This is a genomic window from Sulfitobacter sp. KMM 9851, assembly GCF_057178245.1.
Window position 1 is genome coordinate 3,466,896 of the sequence record NZ_CM169991.1, and the last position, 16,139, is coordinate 3,483,034.

The 16,139-nt window shown below is 59.9% G+C and carries 16 protein-coding genes; 3 read left to right on the forward strand and 13 right to left on the reverse strand.

Translation table 11 applies throughout. The features are described from left to right. Positions 1-14 precede the first annotated feature (14 nt). Both rsmD and AC1965_RS17235 read right to left on the reverse strand, forming a co-directional pair. On the reverse strand, positions 15-575 hold the full coding sequence (gene rsmD / locus AC1965_RS17230) for a 16S rRNA (guanine(966)-N(2))-methyltransferase RsmD (protein WP_483885055.1): 561 nt from the start codon (positions 573-575) through the stop codon (positions 15-17). Further along, a complete protein-coding gene (locus AC1965_RS17235; protein ID WP_483885056.1) occupies positions 572-1,780 on the reverse strand; it encodes an NAD(P)/FAD-dependent oxidoreductase in 1,209 nt (402 codons plus the stop codon). The genes rsmD and AC1965_RS17235 overlap by 4 nt, the downstream gene beginning before the upstream one ends. A 90-nt stretch (positions 1,781-1,870) precedes the next feature. Here AC1965_RS17235 and AC1965_RS17240 point away from each other — a divergent pair, with 90 nt between their 5' ends. After that, positions 1,871-2,359, forward strand: coding sequence for a redoxin family protein (locus AC1965_RS17240; protein WP_483885057.1), 489 nt, complete (start codon positions 1,871-1,873; stop codon positions 2,357-2,359). 42 nt (positions 2,360-2,401) lie between these two features. Here AC1965_RS17240 and AC1965_RS17245 read toward each other — a convergent pair whose 3' ends face one another. The 8 genes from AC1965_RS17245 to AC1965_RS17280 all read right to left on the reverse strand — a co-directional run bounded on the left by AC1965_RS17245 (position 2,402) and on the right by AC1965_RS17280 (position 11,521). After that, positions 2,402-3,247, reverse strand: coding sequence for a mechanosensitive ion channel family protein (locus tag AC1965_RS17245; protein ID WP_483885058.1), 846 nt, complete (start codon positions 3,245-3,247; stop codon positions 2,402-2,404). A gap of 8 nt (positions 3,248-3,255) precedes the next feature. Then, complete coding sequence (locus tag AC1965_RS17250; RefSeq protein ID WP_483885059.1) at positions 3,256-3,564, reverse strand: 4a-hydroxytetrahydrobiopterin dehydratase; 309 nt, start codon at positions 3,562-3,564, stop codon at positions 3,256-3,258. After that, positions 3,561-4,748, reverse strand: coding sequence for a GNAT family N-acetyltransferase (locus AC1965_RS17255; protein ID WP_483885060.1), 1,188 nt, complete (start codon positions 4,746-4,748; stop codon positions 3,561-3,563). Before AC1965_RS17255 ends, AC1965_RS17250 begins: the two co-directional genes overlap by 4 nt. A gap of 49 nt (positions 4,749-4,797) precedes the next feature. Beyond that, entirely contained in the window at positions 4,798-5,562 is a 765-nt protein-coding gene (locus tag AC1965_RS17260; protein WP_483885061.1) for a glycerophosphodiester phosphodiesterase family protein, read from the reverse strand. Beyond that, the gene (locus AC1965_RS17265) at positions 5,559-6,017 is read right to left on the reverse strand and encodes a RidA family protein (RefSeq protein ID WP_483885062.1); all 459 of its coding nucleotides are present in this window, start codon (positions 6,015-6,017) and stop codon (positions 5,559-5,561) included. The genes AC1965_RS17260 and AC1965_RS17265 overlap by 4 nt, the downstream gene beginning before the upstream one ends. Positions 6,018-6,097: 80 nt before the next feature. Next, complete coding sequence (locus tag AC1965_RS17270; RefSeq protein ID WP_483885063.1) at positions 6,098-7,408, reverse strand: HlyD family type I secretion periplasmic adaptor subunit; 1,311 nt, start codon at positions 7,406-7,408, stop codon at positions 6,098-6,100. Further along, positions 7,405-9,141: a type I secretion system permease/ATPase gene (locus AC1965_RS17275; RefSeq protein WP_483887077.1), complete on the reverse strand. Its 1,737-nt coding sequence runs from the start codon at positions 9,139-9,141 to the stop codon at positions 7,405-7,407. Before AC1965_RS17275 ends, AC1965_RS17270 begins: the two co-directional genes overlap by 4 nt. 157 nt (positions 9,142-9,298) lie before the next feature. Then, positions 9,299-11,521: a transglycosylase domain-containing protein gene (locus AC1965_RS17280; RefSeq protein WP_483885064.1), complete on the reverse strand. Its 2,223-nt coding sequence runs from the start codon at positions 11,519-11,521 to the stop codon at positions 9,299-9,301. Positions 11,522-11,777: 256 nt separating this feature from the next. Here AC1965_RS17280 and AC1965_RS17285 point away from each other — a divergent pair, with 256 nt between their 5' ends. Then, positions 11,778-12,116 (forward strand): P-II family nitrogen regulator, encoded by a 339-nt coding sequence (locus tag AC1965_RS17285; RefSeq protein WP_483885065.1) that lies wholly within the window; start codon positions 11,778-11,780, stop codon positions 12,114-12,116. A 22-nt stretch (positions 12,117-12,138) separates the two neighbouring features. Beyond that, the gene (locus AC1965_RS17290; RefSeq protein WP_483885066.1) at positions 12,139-13,446 is read left to right on the forward strand and encodes an ammonium transporter; all 1,308 of its coding nucleotides are present in this window, start codon (positions 12,139-12,141) and stop codon (positions 13,444-13,446) included. A gap of 70 nt (positions 13,447-13,516) precedes the next feature. Here AC1965_RS17290 and AC1965_RS17295 read toward each other — a convergent pair whose 3' ends face one another. The 3 genes from AC1965_RS17295 to sseA all read right to left on the reverse strand — a co-directional run bounded on the left by AC1965_RS17295 (position 13,517) and on the right by sseA (position 16,135). Then, entirely contained in the window at positions 13,517-13,900 is a 384-nt protein-coding gene (locus AC1965_RS17295) for a rhodanese-like domain-containing protein (protein WP_483885067.1), read from the reverse strand. 162 nt (positions 13,901-14,062) lie between these two features. Then, positions 14,063-15,244 carry an amino acid aminotransferase gene (locus AC1965_RS17300; protein WP_483885068.1) on the reverse strand — a complete coding sequence of 394 codons (1,182 nt, stop codon included), beginning with the start codon at positions 15,242-15,244 and terminating at the stop codon, positions 14,063-14,065. A gap of 36 nt (positions 15,245-15,280) precedes the next feature. After that, entirely contained in the window at positions 15,281-16,135 is an 855-nt protein-coding gene (gene sseA / locus AC1965_RS17305; protein ID WP_483885069.1) for a 3-mercaptopyruvate sulfurtransferase, read from the reverse strand. Positions 16,136-16,139: the final 4 nt, after the last annotated feature.

Below are 16,139 nucleotides of genomic sequence, written 5' to 3' on the forward strand. Positions count from 1 at the left end.
CCCAGAAAAGCTTGTTAGGTGGCGCCACTAAAGCGCAATAGGGTGACGTGGGTATCGCCGTATTTGCGTTTGTCGATACGCGTAAAGCCAAGTGGGGCATTCATTGGCGCGTTTTCTTCCCAGACAACCATGGCATCAGGGGCAAGCCACCCTCCCCTCGCTGCCGCGCTCAACGCCGCCTGGCCTAGGGATTTGCCATAAGGCGGGTCAAGGAAAACCAGATCGAACGGCGCCATCGGCCAGGCCCCAAGGCTCGTGGCATCATTGCGCATGATGGCTGTCAGGTCCTTTACGCCAAGCTTTTTGATATTCTGTGCAATCAGGCCTTGGCTCACGCGGCCATTTTCCACGAAACAAACTGATTTCGCACCCCGCGACAGCGCCTCTAACCCCAGCGCGCCGGTGCCTGCGAAGAGGTCGAGCACCCGCGCGTCGAGGATCACGTCGTGATGGGTAAGCATGGAAAACAAGCTTTCACGCACGCGGTCGGACGTCGGGCGTAGGTGGGCATCGGCATCCCCTTTGCCCACGTCAGCCAGAACAGAGCCGCGATAAGTTCCTGCAATGATCCTCATGGCCGCAGCAGCGCCTTGAGATCGGTTTCGGGGTCAGCGATCAACGCAGGATCAGGGGATCTTCCGCCTTCGATCAGGCGTTTGCCAACCATGAAACCGCGGGGATCATTCATCGCGTCCACCGCCAACAATTCCGCACCCCGGTAGTACCAAAAAGCCACGCTATCGGCGTCGGCGCGGCGGGTGATCACGTTGTCGTAGCCTGTATTCAATCCGGCGATCTGCAATTTCACATCGTATTGATCTGACCAGAACCACGGCTTTGCCACATAGGACTTTTCCGCGCCCATGATATTTTCCGCGACCAGTTCTGCCTGATCAATTGCGTTTGGCACGCTTTCGAGCCGGATGCGCGTCTCGCGATACGGAAAAGAGGTGCAATCGCCCGCAGCCCAGATGCCGGGGGCAGAGGTGCGGCCCATTGCATCCACCTTGATCCCATTTTCAATCGTCAGTCCCGCCTGTTCGGCCAGCGCCGTCGCAGGGGTAATACCCACGCCCGCAATAACAAAATCGGCCGCGATTTCAGTGCCGTCGCTGAGGCGCGCACCGGTTACGTGCCCGTCGCCAAGCAGCTTTTCCAGCCCCACGCCCTCGCGGATGTCGACACCATGCGCGCGGTGCAGGGCGCGGAAAAAGTTGCTGGTTTCGGGGGCGGCGACCCGTTGCAGGATACGATCCGCCATTTCGACAAGCGTCACCTGCAAGCCCAGCTTGGCGGCCACCGCCGCCGCCTCAAGCCCGATATAGCCACCGCCAACGATGACAAGCCGCGCACCGGGTCTGAACGCCGGCGCCATAGCATCGACATCCGCCAAATCGCGGACCACAAAGACACCTGAAAGGTCTCCACCGATGCTGGCGGGCAGGCGGCGCGGAATAGATCCGGTGGTCAGCACCAGATCATCGAAAGGGATCGTTGTGGCCTGGGTCGTGATCGTCTTTTGGCCCGGGTCAATCGCTTGCACGTGGGTGCCCATGGCCAGATCAATACCTTGATCGGCGTAAAAACTTTCGGGCCGCAGAAAAAGCCGCTCTCGGGTCATTTCACCAAGCAGGTAGGCTTTGGACAGCGGTGGACGTTGGTAGGGGGGCACCGGCTCGGCCCCTATTAGGGTGATTTTCCCCTCGAACCCACCATTGCGCAGTTTGGCCACACAGGACGACCCCGCCTGCCCTGCCCCAATCACCACCACGTTCCGCACAATGAAACTCCTTCGTTTACTCTGGCCCCGCTTCGGGCCAGACCCTATATCTTGGCGCAAGACAACCGCAATGACATGAAAGGTCTATCCATGACGATTTCCCAAGGTGATACCCTGCCAGACGCTACATTGGTTCAATTGGGCGCTGACGGACCCGCGCCAGTGAAAATGGCCGATAAGGTCAAGGGCCGCAAGGTTGTGATCTTTGCCGTGCCGGGCGCTTTTACACCCACCTGCCATTCGGCCCATGTGCCCAGCTTTGTGCGCACAAAGGATCAGTTTGATGCCAAGGGCGTGGACGAGGTGATCTGCGTGTCGTGCAACGACCCGTTTGTGATGAAAGCCTGGGGCGAGGCCACGGGAGCCACGGAGGCCGGGATCACGATGCTGGCCGACGCAAGCAGCGAATTCACCCGCGCCATTGGCATGGATTTCGACGCCGCCCCCGCCGGGTTGATGGCCCGCTCAAAGCGCTATGCGATGCTGGTGGATGACGGCAAGGTCACGCTGTGGCAGCCGGAAGAAAATTCAGGCGTTTGCGAGGTGTCTGGCGGCGAGGCGCTGCTGGACAACATGTAAAATGATCGGGCCGGGCAACACATGCCCGGCCCGTTTGCATCTTTATTCTGCGGCCTGCACAAGGGTGCGTGTAGGAAACGGAATATCGACCCCACCTGCATCCAGCGCCTCTTTGACCTTGCGGGTCATATCGGCCTTGAAGGCAAAATAGTCGCCCGCGCTGCACCAGACACGGACCAGAAAATCAACCGAACTGTCGCCCAGATTCGTGACCTGAATAAACGGCTCGGGATCACTGTGCGCGCGATCGTCTGAAGTGATAGTCTCGCGGATGATGTCTTCGGCGGTTTTCAAGCTGGCGCCGTAGCCCACCCCGAATGTCCATTCCGCGCGACGGGTCTGGTTAACCGAATAGTTAGTAATAACATTGCCCCAAACTTCGGAATTGGGCACGATCACCTGTACATTACTAAGGTCTGCCAACTCGGTGTAGTTCAGATTAATCTGCCTAACCGTGCCCATCTGATCTGCGATTTCAACGAAATCACCAATCTTGATCGGTCGGAACATAATCAGCATAACTCCTGCCGCGATATTCGACAGCGTGCCTTGCAGCGCCAGACCGATGGCCAGACCGGCGGCACCGACAACGGCAACAACCGACGTTGTCTGCACCCCAAATGTGTTGAGGACAAACAAGATCGTAAAGCCAAGCACCACGTAACGCACGATCGAGGCCAGGAAATCAAACAGCATCTCATCAAGGTGCCGGTTCCGCTTGCCTAGGTTCTGCACCCGGTTCTGCAACCAGCTGGACACGATCCAGCCCAGCAACAGAATTGCGATGGCACCCAAGACAGAACCCGCAGTGCTGGCGAGAAACTCAAGGGTCAGCAGATCGGCAACGGTTTTGCCCTGCCATAATTCTGTGTTCAATAGATCTTGCATCAGTATCCTTAATCCTTCGTCGTTTCGTGCAGACCGTCCATCTTGCGCGCCAATTTGGCATCAAGCGTGCTTAGTCCATCCATATCATGCGTGATCAACGTCACGTTTACCCGGTTGTAAACGTTGTTCCATTCAGGATGGTGATTCCATTTTTCGGCCCAAATGGCCACCCGCGTCATCCAGCCAAAGGCGTCGGCAAAGTCGTGAAACTTGAACGACTTTTGGATCGCGTCGCGGTCATCGGAGAGTTCCCAACCGGTATCGAACAGCGGTTGCAGCACAGTTTTTCGGGTCTCGTTGCTCAGTCGTTCAGTCATTCCTGTTCCTCGATTCTGGCCCGTTTGAAGGGGCCGTATTCTGTCAAAACCTCAATCTCTTCTTCGACGGCCGCACGCTCTGCCTGCAGATAATCGCCCACCGCCGCGGCAAACCCGGGGTCGCGCATCCAGTGCAATGACCAGGTCGGCGCGGGCAGGTATCCGCGGGCCAGCTTGTGTTCGCCCTGTGCGCCGGCCTCGACCCGTTGCAGGCCAAGGGCAATGGCCAGATCAATTGCACGATAATAGCACAGTTCAAAATGCAGACAGGCATGGTGTTCGACACAGCCCCAATACCTGCCGAACAGCGCCTCTGCCCCGATGAAATTAAGCGCACCTGCCACCCAGCGCCCGTCGCGTTCGGCCAGAACCAGTGCCATGTCATCGCGCAACGTCTCCTGCGCAATGTCGAAAAAGGCGCGGGTCAGATAGGGCGTCCCCCATTTGCGCGCGCCTGTGTCCTGATAGAACCGCCAGAAGGCATCCCAATGTTCCGGTTCAATCTGATCACCGATAAAGGTGTGGATACGACCGCCGAAATCCTGCGCCTGCGCGCGTTCCTTGCGGATGTTCTTGCGTTTGCGCGAATTGAGGCTGGCGAGAAAATCGTCAAAACCGGCATAACCTTTGTTGTGCCAATGAAACTGCTGGCTTTTGCGCGCCATCAGCCCTAGCTCTGGCGCCCTTTCAGCCTCTTCAGATGTGCAGAAGGTGATGTGCAGCGACGACAGGGCGTTGCTATCAGTTAGCTGTATCGCGCCCTGCACAAGTGCGGCCATGCCCGCCTGTTCAAATCCCGGTCGCGTCAGAAAACGCCGCCCGGTGGCAGGCGTATGCGGCACGGCAATTTGCAGTTTCGGATAATAGCGCCCGCCCGCCCGCTCATAGGCGTGAGCCCAGTTGTGATCAAAGATGTATTCGCCCTGGCTATGTGATTTGGCATACATGGGGGCCACCGCAATAAGCTGTCCAGCGATGCGCGCCGTCAGGTATTGGGGTTGCCAGCCCGTGCCGGGGCCGACCGACCCGCTGCGCTCCAACGCACTTAGGAAACGGTAGGTCGTGAACGGATCAACGGGCCGCCCGCCCGCCGCCGTTTCGGGACAGGCACAGGCATCCCAATCGGCTTGTCCAATCTGGGCAAGTTCCGGGACAACCGTGATTTCAATCTCTTGCGCGCTCATCTCTGCCTTGCCAGCCTTGGGGTTCTATGTGTGGCGCGCAGGCCGTGGATCAAGGCTGCGTCGGTGCGAGGTAGCCCTCAAAGGTGATGTTATCCGCAATTTCGCGGGCGGTAGCTTCCTCTTCGGGGCTGCGGATGGTCCAGCACAGCACAGCGGCCCCAGCCTGTTTCAGCGCCCCAACGCGAGGGCGGGACAGATCAAAGGATTCGTGGCTGATAAAACACGCACCCGCTGACGCGTAATCCGGAATTTCGCGCAGATGATCGCAGGTTTTGGCGGGCAGCGGCCAGTCTTCGGGTAAGTAGGCGCTGGTGGTGATGCCGCGCGGCACCTGTGGCAGCAGCCCGGCCATTTCGCCCACCGAATGCGGATTGAATGACATCAGCGCCACGTCGCCGCGGTAGTTGACCAGCGCGGCGGCAGTTGCGGCCTCCAGCGGGCCGATGTCGGGGCCCATGCCGCCGTCCTGATCCTTGATTTCGATGAGCAACGGCACGCGGCCACCGACCAGCGCCAGAACCTCGTCCAGCGTTGGAATGGTTTCATTATTCCCGCCGGTCAGCGGAATTTGCGCCAACGCCGCCGCACTGCGCAGCCGCAGCGCGCCGGTTTCAGGCGTCAGGCGGTCCAGCATGTAATCGTGGAACACCATCGCCACGCCATCGGCGCTGAGCTGCAAGTCAATTTCGATCCCATAGCCGCCCGCGATGGCTGCACGTATTGCGGCGCGGCTGTTTTCCGGGCGGTGATCGGTAACGTCATGCAGCGCGCGGTGCGCCAGTGGCGTGGTCAGAAACGCGGACGGTAGATTCATTTGATCTGAAAGATGCCTTCGATTTCAACTGCCACACCCAGAGGTAGCGATGCCGCCGACACGGCAGATCGGGCATGACGGCCCGCGTCACCCAGCGCTTCGGCAAGGAAATCCGACGCGCCATTGATAACCTTGGGCTGGTCGGTGAAATCGGCGGTGGAATTCACGAAACCGGTCAGCTTGATCACCTTCACCAGCCGCTCGATATCACCACCACAGGCGGCACGCACCTGCGCCAACAAATTGATCGCGCAGGACTTTGCCGCAGCCGCCCCTGCATCCACATCCATGCCGTCACCCAGACGGCCCTTGATCAGCCCGTCCGGCCCGTTGGAGATTTGACCGGAAACATAGAGGATATCCCCGACCTGAACAAAGGGTACGTAATTGGCGGCAGGCGCCGGGGCATCGGGTAGCGTGACCCCAAGGTCGGCAAGGCGGGCGGTGATGGACATGGCGCATTCCTTTGGCAAATGGTTTGCGCGGACGCTAGCGGCGATGCGCGCAAACGAAAAGGGGGGCGTTGGTTTTTACCCTAACTTTCACGAAACGCGCGGGCAAAATAATCTGCCATCGGCTTGATCAGATAGGCCATGGGTGACCGTTCCCCAGTGCGGATGAACGCCTCGACCGGCATACCGGGCAACAGAATGGTGCCTTCAGCCAGCTTGTCAATCTCGCCGGGGTCAAGCGCGATTTCCGCACGGTAATAGGATTGGCCCGACGCCTCGTCTTCAATGGCATCGGCAGAGATTTGCAGGACCTGCCCGACCAGCTCCGGCGTGGTGCGCTGATCCAATGCAGACAGGCGCAGGTTCACCGCCTGGCCGACCGCGATTTGGTCGATGTGAATGATCTGCACCCGCGCGGCGATGACCAGGGGTCGGTCTTGGGGCACGAGGTACATCAACGGTTCTGCCGCGCGCACGACCGAACGCGGGGTTTGAACCTGCATCCCATAGACGATGCCCGACACCGGAGCACGAATATCGAGGCGGTCAATCTCGGCCTGCAACGCACGGCGCTGCTCGGCCAGTTCCAGTTCACGATACCGCAGGTCGCGCAGGCGGGTGATCGCCTCTTCGCGGCCCGCCGAGCCAAGTTTCAGAACGTCGATGTCAATTTCGGTGATGCGTTCCTGCGCCTGCGCCTTGGATGCGGCGAGTTCGCCAATCTGCCCGCGCAACCGGGCCTGTTCGCGTTGCAGGGTCAACACCGCAGAGGCTTGGGTCAGCCCCCGGTCAAGCAGGGATTGTTGATTGCCCAGCTCTTCTTCAATCAGGTCCAACTGCCGCTCCAGCGCAATCTCCTGCGAACCAATGCCGTCAATCTGAGAGCCGATCTGCAAGCGGCGCTTGCTGAGTTGATCAATCTCTTGCGCCACGGACACCCGACGCGCGTCGAACAGGTTGCGCTGACCATCCATCAGCTCCTGTAGATCCGGATTGATTTGCCCCACGGCAATCAATTCGTCGTCAAAGACAATCTCATCGGTCTCGTCACGTTCGGCATCAAGCCGTCCGCGACGGGCCATCAGTTCAAAAAGCTGCCCTTCGGTGATGGCCAGTTGCGACGCCAGTTGTTGGGGGTCTAGCCGCATCAGCAGATCGCCCGCCGCAACACTGTCGCCCTCGTCCACGGTGATTTCGGCCACCACGCCACCGGTTTCGTGCTGAACGATCTGGCGGTTGCGGTCGACTTCGATCCGGCCCGACGCGATGATGGCGCCGGCAATCTGTGTTGTCATGGCCCAGGTGCCAAAGCCACCAAACAGCGTGATCAGCGCGACAAAGCCAAGGATGACAGGCCGCTTGGCGGACCAGCGGTTTGCGGGCGCGCCGATCATGTCACACCCCCGGCGCCTGCAGGGGCCTGCCGGATTTCGCGGTGGTTCTGCACCATGTCGGCGAGCACCTGATCCTTGGGGCCAAAGGCTATGCGCACGCCACCGTCCAGCACCAACAGCATGTCACATTCCTGGATCGCAGCGGGCCTGTGCGCCATGATCAACACCGAACGCCCGGCGGCCTTCATCGCGCGGATCGCGTGGTTCAGCGCCTTCGAGCCGGTGTTGTCGAGATTCGAGTTCGGTTCATCCAGCACCACGATTACCGGATCATCGTAAAGCGCGCGCGCCAACCCGATGCGCTGCATCTGGCCGCCCGACAGCCGCACCTGCCCGGCGCTGATCAGCGTGTCATAACCCTGAGGCAGTTCCAGGATCATCTCGTGCGCCGCGGCCATCTTGGCGGCCGCGACGACCTTAGCATCGTCCGGATTGGGCGACAGCCGGGCGATGTTTTCCGCGATCGTGCCGTCGAATAGCTGCACGCGTTGCGGCAGGTATCCGATATGCCGGCCCAGCGTATCCGGACCGTATTGATCCAGTGCCGCGCCATCCAGACGCACAAAACCACCCGCCGCAGGCCAGACGCCCATCAAAGTGCGCGCCAGCGTTGATTTCCCGGCACCAGATGGGCCAATGACACCTAACGCCTGCCCCGGCTCGACCGCAAAGCTGACCGATTTCAGCGCCGCCTGCTTGTCACCGGGGGCGACGACCGTCAGCCCTTTGGCGACGAGCTTGGCGCGCGGCTTGGGCAGGGTGGTGCGCACAGGCTCTATCCCAACGGCGCCCAAAAGTTCGGTTAGGTTGGCCCAACCGGTGCGTCCGCGCTGCACGATCTGCCATTGGTTCAACGCCAGCTCAACCGGGGCAAGCGCGCGCCCCAGCAGGATGGAACCCGCGATCATGGCACCTGCCGTCATCTGGTTTTGCAACACCAGATAGGCCCCAAGCCCCAGCATTGCGGATTGCAGGAACAACCGTAGTGTCTTGGTCATCGCAGAAAAGGTGCCGCCGATATCCGTGCTGCGCAACTGCTGCTCAAGCGCCTGCCCGCGGGTCGTCTGCCAGCGCGAAAATGCCGCCTCGCGCATGCCCATCGCCTGCACCATCTCTGCTTCGACCCTGATCTGATCCGACACTGCTCCGGCCATCTGTCCGGCAACGCCGGCCTTGGCCTGACTATCGCGCGACAAAATCTGGTTGGCAAAAGTGATACCGATTAGAACGGCGGCGCCGCCCACGGCCAGCCAGCCCAGCAACGGGTGAAAGAGGAATATCGCGGCGAAAAATATCGGCGTCCACGGCATGTCAAAGGCGGCCATGAGAACCGGAGAGGTGATCAACCGCTGCACCGCTTCAAGATCTGCAAGTCCTGCATTGGTTTTCACATCCGGGGCCACGGCGGATTTACGGACCACGGCATCAAAGACCCGGCGGTCCAAATCCGCCTGAAACCGCGCGCCGACGCGGGCCATGATCCGGCTGCGGGTGTGATCCAGTACCCCCATGACCCCGTAAAGAAACACAATCAGGATCGACAGCGCGATCAGCGTTTCCTCGGACCCCGATCCCAGCACCCGGTCATAGACCTGCAACATGTAGAGCGGACCGGTCAGCATCAGCAGATTGGCAAAAAGGCTGAACAGGCCCACGGTCCAATACAGCGCGCGGCTGCGGCTGCGCACTTGGCGCAGTTCGGCCTCTCCTCGCTTTACCAGATCATTCGGCATCAGCACCTTCAACATGCTCCCAGGCTTTCGGGAAAACCTGAACAGGCTGGCCCAACCCATAGACTAAGCCATAATTAGTTTAACAGCCAATTTCCAATTCTCGGTCCCCCCGTTGGACGGCGGCCAGGTGCGCGCAGTCACCAGCTGCGCGGACCTCCTATCTGTCTGATGGTCGCGGTGCCGGGGCGCCGCTGCCGCCGCCGCTACTGGTGTTGCCAAAGATGTCTCGCAGGACCTGATCAATGATATTGTCAGGTGCCCGACCTACCGGCGCCGGTGCCGAGGGTTCGGGTTCTTCGCCCAGACCGCTCCGCGGGGCCGGGGCCGCCATTGGAAGATCGGACAGCGGCACCCCCTCATGTACGCGGCTCATGGTTTCGCGCCAAATCTCGGTCGGCAGGCCGCCGCCGGTGACACCGGTCAAAGGTGTATTGTCGTCGTAGCCCATCCAGACCCCGGTCACGTAATCGGCGGAAAACCCGACAAACCACGCGTCTTTGTTGGCCGAGGTGGTGCCGGTCTTGCCCGCCAGTTGCCGCCCGCCAAACTGGGCGCGCTGGCCCGTGCCTTCGGAAATCACCTTTTCCATCATATAGACCAACTGGCGCGCGGCCTCTTCTTGGATCACCCGTTCACCAATACCGCCGCCGGTGCCCATCAATGCCTCTGTCTCGCCCATCAGGCGCAGATCGATCAGACCGTAGGGCGTGACCGAAGAGCCGCCGTTTAGGATCCCCGCATAAGCGCCTGTCATTTCCAACAATGTGCTTTCGGACGCACCCAAGGCGAGGGCGGGACCCGCTGCCAAATCGCTTTTGATGCCAAACTGGGTTGCCACCTGACTGACCAATTCGCGGCCGACGCTTTCCGATACCTTCACGGCTGGAATATTAAGCGAGTTTTTCAGCGCATCCGTCAGCGTTACGGTACCCTCGAACCTTTTGGTGTAGTTTTTGGGGCACCACTCGCCCGAACCGGGGATATTGAGGCAATATGGCTCATCAACGATCAGATCGTTGGGGGAATAACCCAGATCAAGCGCGGCGGCATAGACAAAGGGTTTGAATGCCGATCCGGTTTGCCGCATCGCCTGCGTGGCGCGGTTGAATGCCCCTGCCACCTTGGTCTTGCGCCCGCCGACCAGCGCCCGCACAGCGCCATCAGCGGACATCACGACAATCGCCGCCTGCGCCTCTGATCCGTCGCGCACCTTGTTGTCAAAGACCCATTTCAACCCGTCCTCGGCGGCGCGCTGCATGCGCTGATCAAGGGTCGTCTTGATGATGACGTCTTCGGTCGTGTTGCGGGTGAAAAATTCGGGGCCCGATGACATGACCCAGTCAGCGAAATAGCCACCTGCCTGCGCCTCGGCTGCTTCGGACAGTTGTGCAGGGTCTGCAATCGCTTGTTCTGCTTCAGCTTTGCTGAGGTATCCCTGATCCTGCATGAGGCGGATCACCGTTGCCGCGCGGCTTTGCGAACGGTCAAGATCATTTGTCGGTGAAAGCGTTGTCGGCGCGGTCAACAGACCGGCCAGCATCGCACCCTCCGCAGGCGAAACGGCAGAAGCCGGTTTGCCAAAGAAACGCTGCGCCGCGGCTTCGGCACCAAATGCACCGCCGCCCATATAGGCGCGGTTCATGTAAATCGACAGAATATCGTCCTTGGAATACTTGACCTCCATCGCAATGGAAAAAAGTGCTTCCTTGGCCTTACGGCTGAGCGATGAACGACGGCAATCGGCCTCGTACTCGCGTTCCGTCCGGCCCGCGCTGGGGTCGAATGGTTCGCCAAGACACAGCAGTTTTGCCACCTGTTGAGTGATGGTTGAACCGCCATGCCCCTGCAACGGCCCACGGCCCTCGCTCATGTTAATGCGCACCGCCGATGCGATGCCCCTGGGGCTGACCCCGAAGTGGCGATAAAAGCGTTTGTCTTCGGTTGCGATAACCGCGTTCTTGAGGTGCTTTGAAACGGAGTCAGCAGTGACCACGCCGCCAAATTGATCGCCCCGCCAGGCAAAGACATCGCCATCGCGGTCCAACATGGTCACGGAACCGCGCGCGCGGCCGTCCAACAGGGCCTCCAGAGGGGGCAGCGTGGTGTATAGATACCCGACCGACACGGCGAGCGCGATCAGCACCAGCGCGGATATCCGCCAAGTGATCTTCCAGATCAGCCGCCAGAACCAACCCACCAACGCGGCAAGCCATCCGATAGGACCACCGCGCCGAGGCCGTTTGGCCCGCACGGCTTTGCGCCGAGTCGGTGTCGGCTTCTTTGCGGTTGTCTTGGTCGGTTTCTTGGCCGCCGCTTTACCCCTACCCGGATACCGCCGGTCCGCCACGAGTGGGCGCTTACGCTTGGATGAATCGCTCATAATTTATGCCTGCCCGGCCAGAATTTTTGCCATCCTATCCTGCCTGCGCAGGATTGTTTAGCAGTGCATTCTAGAATCGGCGGCAAATTTATGCCAATTTTTTAGGCACAATTCGCCAATCGCATAAATTTTAGGCAATCAGGCGCTCTTTTTCCGCCCAAGTATCGCCCAACGCTATCCTAAGGGCCAGGTTTTCCGGTTTGCTGCACTTGCATCATCGCAGGTCACGCCTGCCAAACAGGAAAGGGACAGTTAGGTGAAACTGATCATCGCAACGATAAAGCCGTTCAAGCTTGAAGACGTGCGCGAGGCGCTGACGACGGCGGGCGTGCGCGGGCTCATGGTCTCCGAAATCAAAGGCTTTGGCGCACAATCAGGCCACACGGAAATCTATCGTGGCGCGGAATATGTCGTGAACTTTGTGCCAAAGATCAAACTGGAACTGGTCGTCGCAGATGCGCTGGCCGACCAGATCGTCGAAGTCATCACCAAAACCGCCCACACCGGCAAGATCGGCGACGGCAAGATCTTTGTTCTCGACGTGGAACAGGCCGTGCGCGTGCGCACCGGCGAAACCGGCGAAGACGCCATCTGAACCCGCTTTAAGGAAACACACAATGACACGTATCCACACTTTACTCCTTGCCGCGGCGCTGATGGCGCTACCGGGGCTGGCCTTGGCGCAGGAGACAGAATTTGCGACCCTTGCCGACACCACGTTCATCTTCAACACGCTGCTATTCCTGATCGGTGGCTTTCTGGTTTTCTGGATGGCGGCCGGCTTTGCCATGCTCGAGGCGGGGTTGGTCCGGTCAAAGAACGTCACCACGCAGCTGACGAAAAATATCGCGCTCTTTGCACTGGCCGCGATCATGTACTGGCTGGTCGGCTATAACATCATGTATCCCGGCGACGGTAACTGGATCATTCAGGATGTCGTTGGCGCGATCGGCCCAAAGGACATCAAGACCGACATTGACGCCGGCGGCTATTCCAATGCTTCTGACTTCTTCTTTCAGCTCATGTTCTGCGCCACCACGGCCTCCATCGTGTCGGGTACATTGGCCGAACGGATCAAACTATGGCCCTTCCTGATCTTCGTGATCGTGCTGACCGGCTTTATCTATCCGATGGAAGCATCGTGGCAGTGGGGTACGGGTTTCTTGGCCGATATGGGCTTTAGCGATTTTGCGGGCTCGACACTGGTGCATGCCGCCGGGGGTTTTGCCGCGCTGGCAGGGGCCATCGTACTGGGGCCACGTCTGGGCAAGTACAACAAGGACGGTCGCGTCGTGCCTATGCCGGGGTCAAACCTTGCGCTGGCGACGCTGGGTACGTTCATCCTGTGGCTGGGCTGGTTCGGCTTTAACGGTGCATCGCAACTGGCGATGGGCACGATTGCCGATGTCGATTCCGTGGCGCAGATCTTTGCCAACACCAATATGGCCGCTGCCGCCGGGGCTGTTGCGGCGCTCATCCTAACGCAGCTTCTTTATGGCAAGGTTGACCTCACGATGGTGCTGAACGGCGCGCTGGCAGGTTTGGTATCCATCACCGCCGGGCCACTGGACCCGACACTTTTCGGCGCGCTTTGGATCGGTGCTGTGGGTGGTGTGATCGTGGTCTTCGCCGTGCCGTTCCTCGACAAGCTCAAGATAGACGATGTGGTTGGCGCAATCCCGGTACACCTGATTGCAGGGTTTTGGGGCACGCTGGTAGTGCCGGTCTACACCGCTGACACATCCTTTGTGACGCAGGTGTTTGGTTTTGCTACCGTCGGCGCCTTTGTGTTTATCGTCAGCATGGTTGTCTGGGTTATCCTAAAGTCCACCATGGGCATCCGCGTCAGTGAAGAAAACGAAATCAACGGTTTGGACATGTCTGAACTGGGGATGGAAGCCTATCCTGAATTCTCAAATGGCTGACCCCCAACTCTAAGAAGCTTAAAAGCCCGGCAACCTTGCCGGGCTTTTTGCCGCCAGTTGGCAGCCGGGGTTATTTGCCTGGCGTCATCCGCTTGGGCGCGCCGCTGGCCATATCAGTCCCCATATAGGGCTGCTTGGCCTCTTTCCACGCGCCAAAACCACCACCAAGATGCGCTACCGGGTCCATTCCTGCGGCAATCGCCTGTCGCGCTACCTTCTCGGACCGGACGCCAGAACCGCAATGGAACACGATCCGCTTGCCATCTTGGGTTGGCAACGCCTTGGCATCAAAAAAGGCCAGCGGCATCAGCAGCGCGCCTTCGATATGCTCCAGCATGTATTCCTGCGGCGTGCGCACGTCGATCAGCACAATTTCGCGCTTTTCCAGCGCGTCGGCCACCTCGGCCACATCCCATGTTTCCAGGGTGGCGCCATCTGCTTGTTCTTTTTTCATCGTTCTCTCCTTCGCTGGATTTTCAAGTTCGGTAACCTCACCCTGCAACGGGGCGCACGTTCCACTGCCAGCGCGCGCGATCATGCTCTGATGCTATCGCTCAGGGGAACGCTCCACTCCGACAGGTGTCAGAGTGGTAACGCATTCACAGCCAGGAATGTTTCAGATGCCGACGTCGATAATCGCTTTGGCAAGGATCGGCACGCTGTCGCGGTTCAGCCCGGCGATGTTCATGCGGCTGTCACCTACCATGTAGATCCCGTGCTTCTGGCGCAGCGCCTCAACCTTGTCAGGCGTCGTGCCAAGGCGCGAGAACATGCCACGGTGTTGCGCGAGGAAGCCAAAGCGATCAGACCCGGCAAGCCGCTGCAATTCTGCGGCCAGTTGACTGCGCAGGTCCAGCATACCGTTGCGAACGTCTTCCAATTCGGCCATCCAGTCGGCCTTTAGCGCGGGGTCGTTCATGATTGTGGTCACGATGCGCGCACCGTGGTCGGGGGGAAAGCTGTAGTTCTGGCGGTTAAGAAAGGCCAATGTACCCTGGTTCAGTCCCTGCGCGCCATCAGAGGCCACCATCATCAGGATACCGGTGCGTTCCCGGTAGATGCCAAAGTTCTTCGAACAGCTGGCCGCGATCAGACACTCAGGCACCGCAGCGGCAACCTTGCGGGTGGCGGAAGCGTCGGCTTCCAGCCCGTCACCAAAGCCTTGATACGCGATGTCGATCATCGGCACGGCACCTGTTTCCAGCAGCACGTCAACAACGGCCTGCCATTCGGTATCGTTCAGGTTGGCACCGGTCGGGTTATGGCAGCAGCCGTGCAGCAGAACCACATCGCCTTTCTTGGCGGTTTTTAGGTCCGCAATCATGCCATCGAAATCGACACCACCGGTTTCACTATCGAAATAGCGGTAATTGACAACATCCATGCCCAGATAAGACAGAATCGACAGGTGGTTGGGCCATGTCGGGTCAGAGACAAAGACACGCGCCTCGGGGCGGGCCATCTGGATCAGCTCAAACGCCTGGCGCACGGCGCCGGTGCCGCCGGGTGTGGCCGCAGCGGCGACATTGCCGCGCGGCACGGCATCGCCCAGCACCAGCGAAACCATCGCATCCGCAAACGCAGGGTCGCCCGCCAATCCGGTATAGGCCTTGCTGTCTTGATCCTGCCAAATCTTCTGTTCTGCGGCCTTGACGGCGCGCATCACCGGCGTCAGCCCGCTGGCATCCTTGTAGACGCCCACCCCAAGGTCGATCTTGGTCGCGCGGGGGTCGTCGCGGTACATCTGAACTAGGGCGAGGATTTTGTCAGCGGGCTGAGCCTTGAGCGTCTCGAACATGGCGAAGAAAGTCTCCGGTTTGGGGAAAAAGGAATATCAGGCGGCGCCGGTGGCAATCGGCACGGTGGGGAACATGCCCCATTCGGACCACGACCCGTCATAAAGCGACCATTTCTGGTGGCCCATCCGTTCCAACGCCAGCGCCAGAACAGCGGCAGTGATGCCAGAGCCGCAGGAGGTGATCACGGGCTTGGACAGGTCCACGCCCGCCGCCTCGAAAATGGCGCGGGTCTGGTCGGGGGTCTTCATCGTCTTGTCGGCGTTCAGCAGGTCGGTATAGGGCACGCTGCGTGCCCCGGGGATATGGCCCGCCCGCAGGCCGGGGCGCGGTTCAGGTGCATCACCGCGAAACCGCGCGGCCGCGCGGGCGTCAACAATCTGCGGATCACCCAGTTTGGACGCATGGGCCACTTGTGTCACATCACGCACCAGATGATTCTGGAACCGCACGGTCATGTGGCGATCGCGCGGGATCGGGGGCATGTCTTCTACTGGGTGACCTTCGGCCTGCCATTTCGGCAATCCGCCGTCCAGCACCGCCACGTTTTCCTGACCCATCAGCCGGAACAGCCACCAGACGCGCGCGGCAGACATTAACCCCGCCCCGTCATAGACCACCACCTGATGCCCGTCGCCTACGCCCATAGCCCGCAGGCGCGACATGAATTTTTCAACCGGGGGCGCCATATGCGGCAGATCAGACCGCGCATCAGAGATATCATCAATGTCAAAGAACCGCGCGCCAGGGATATGATCGGTGGCGTATTCGGCCTGGGGATCGCGGCCCGCATCGGGCAAATACCACGACCCATCCAGAATCCGCAGATCGGGGTCCTTTAGGTGTTTCGCCAACCAGTCAGTTGAAACCAATGTCTTGGGATCGTCGGCCATTGGG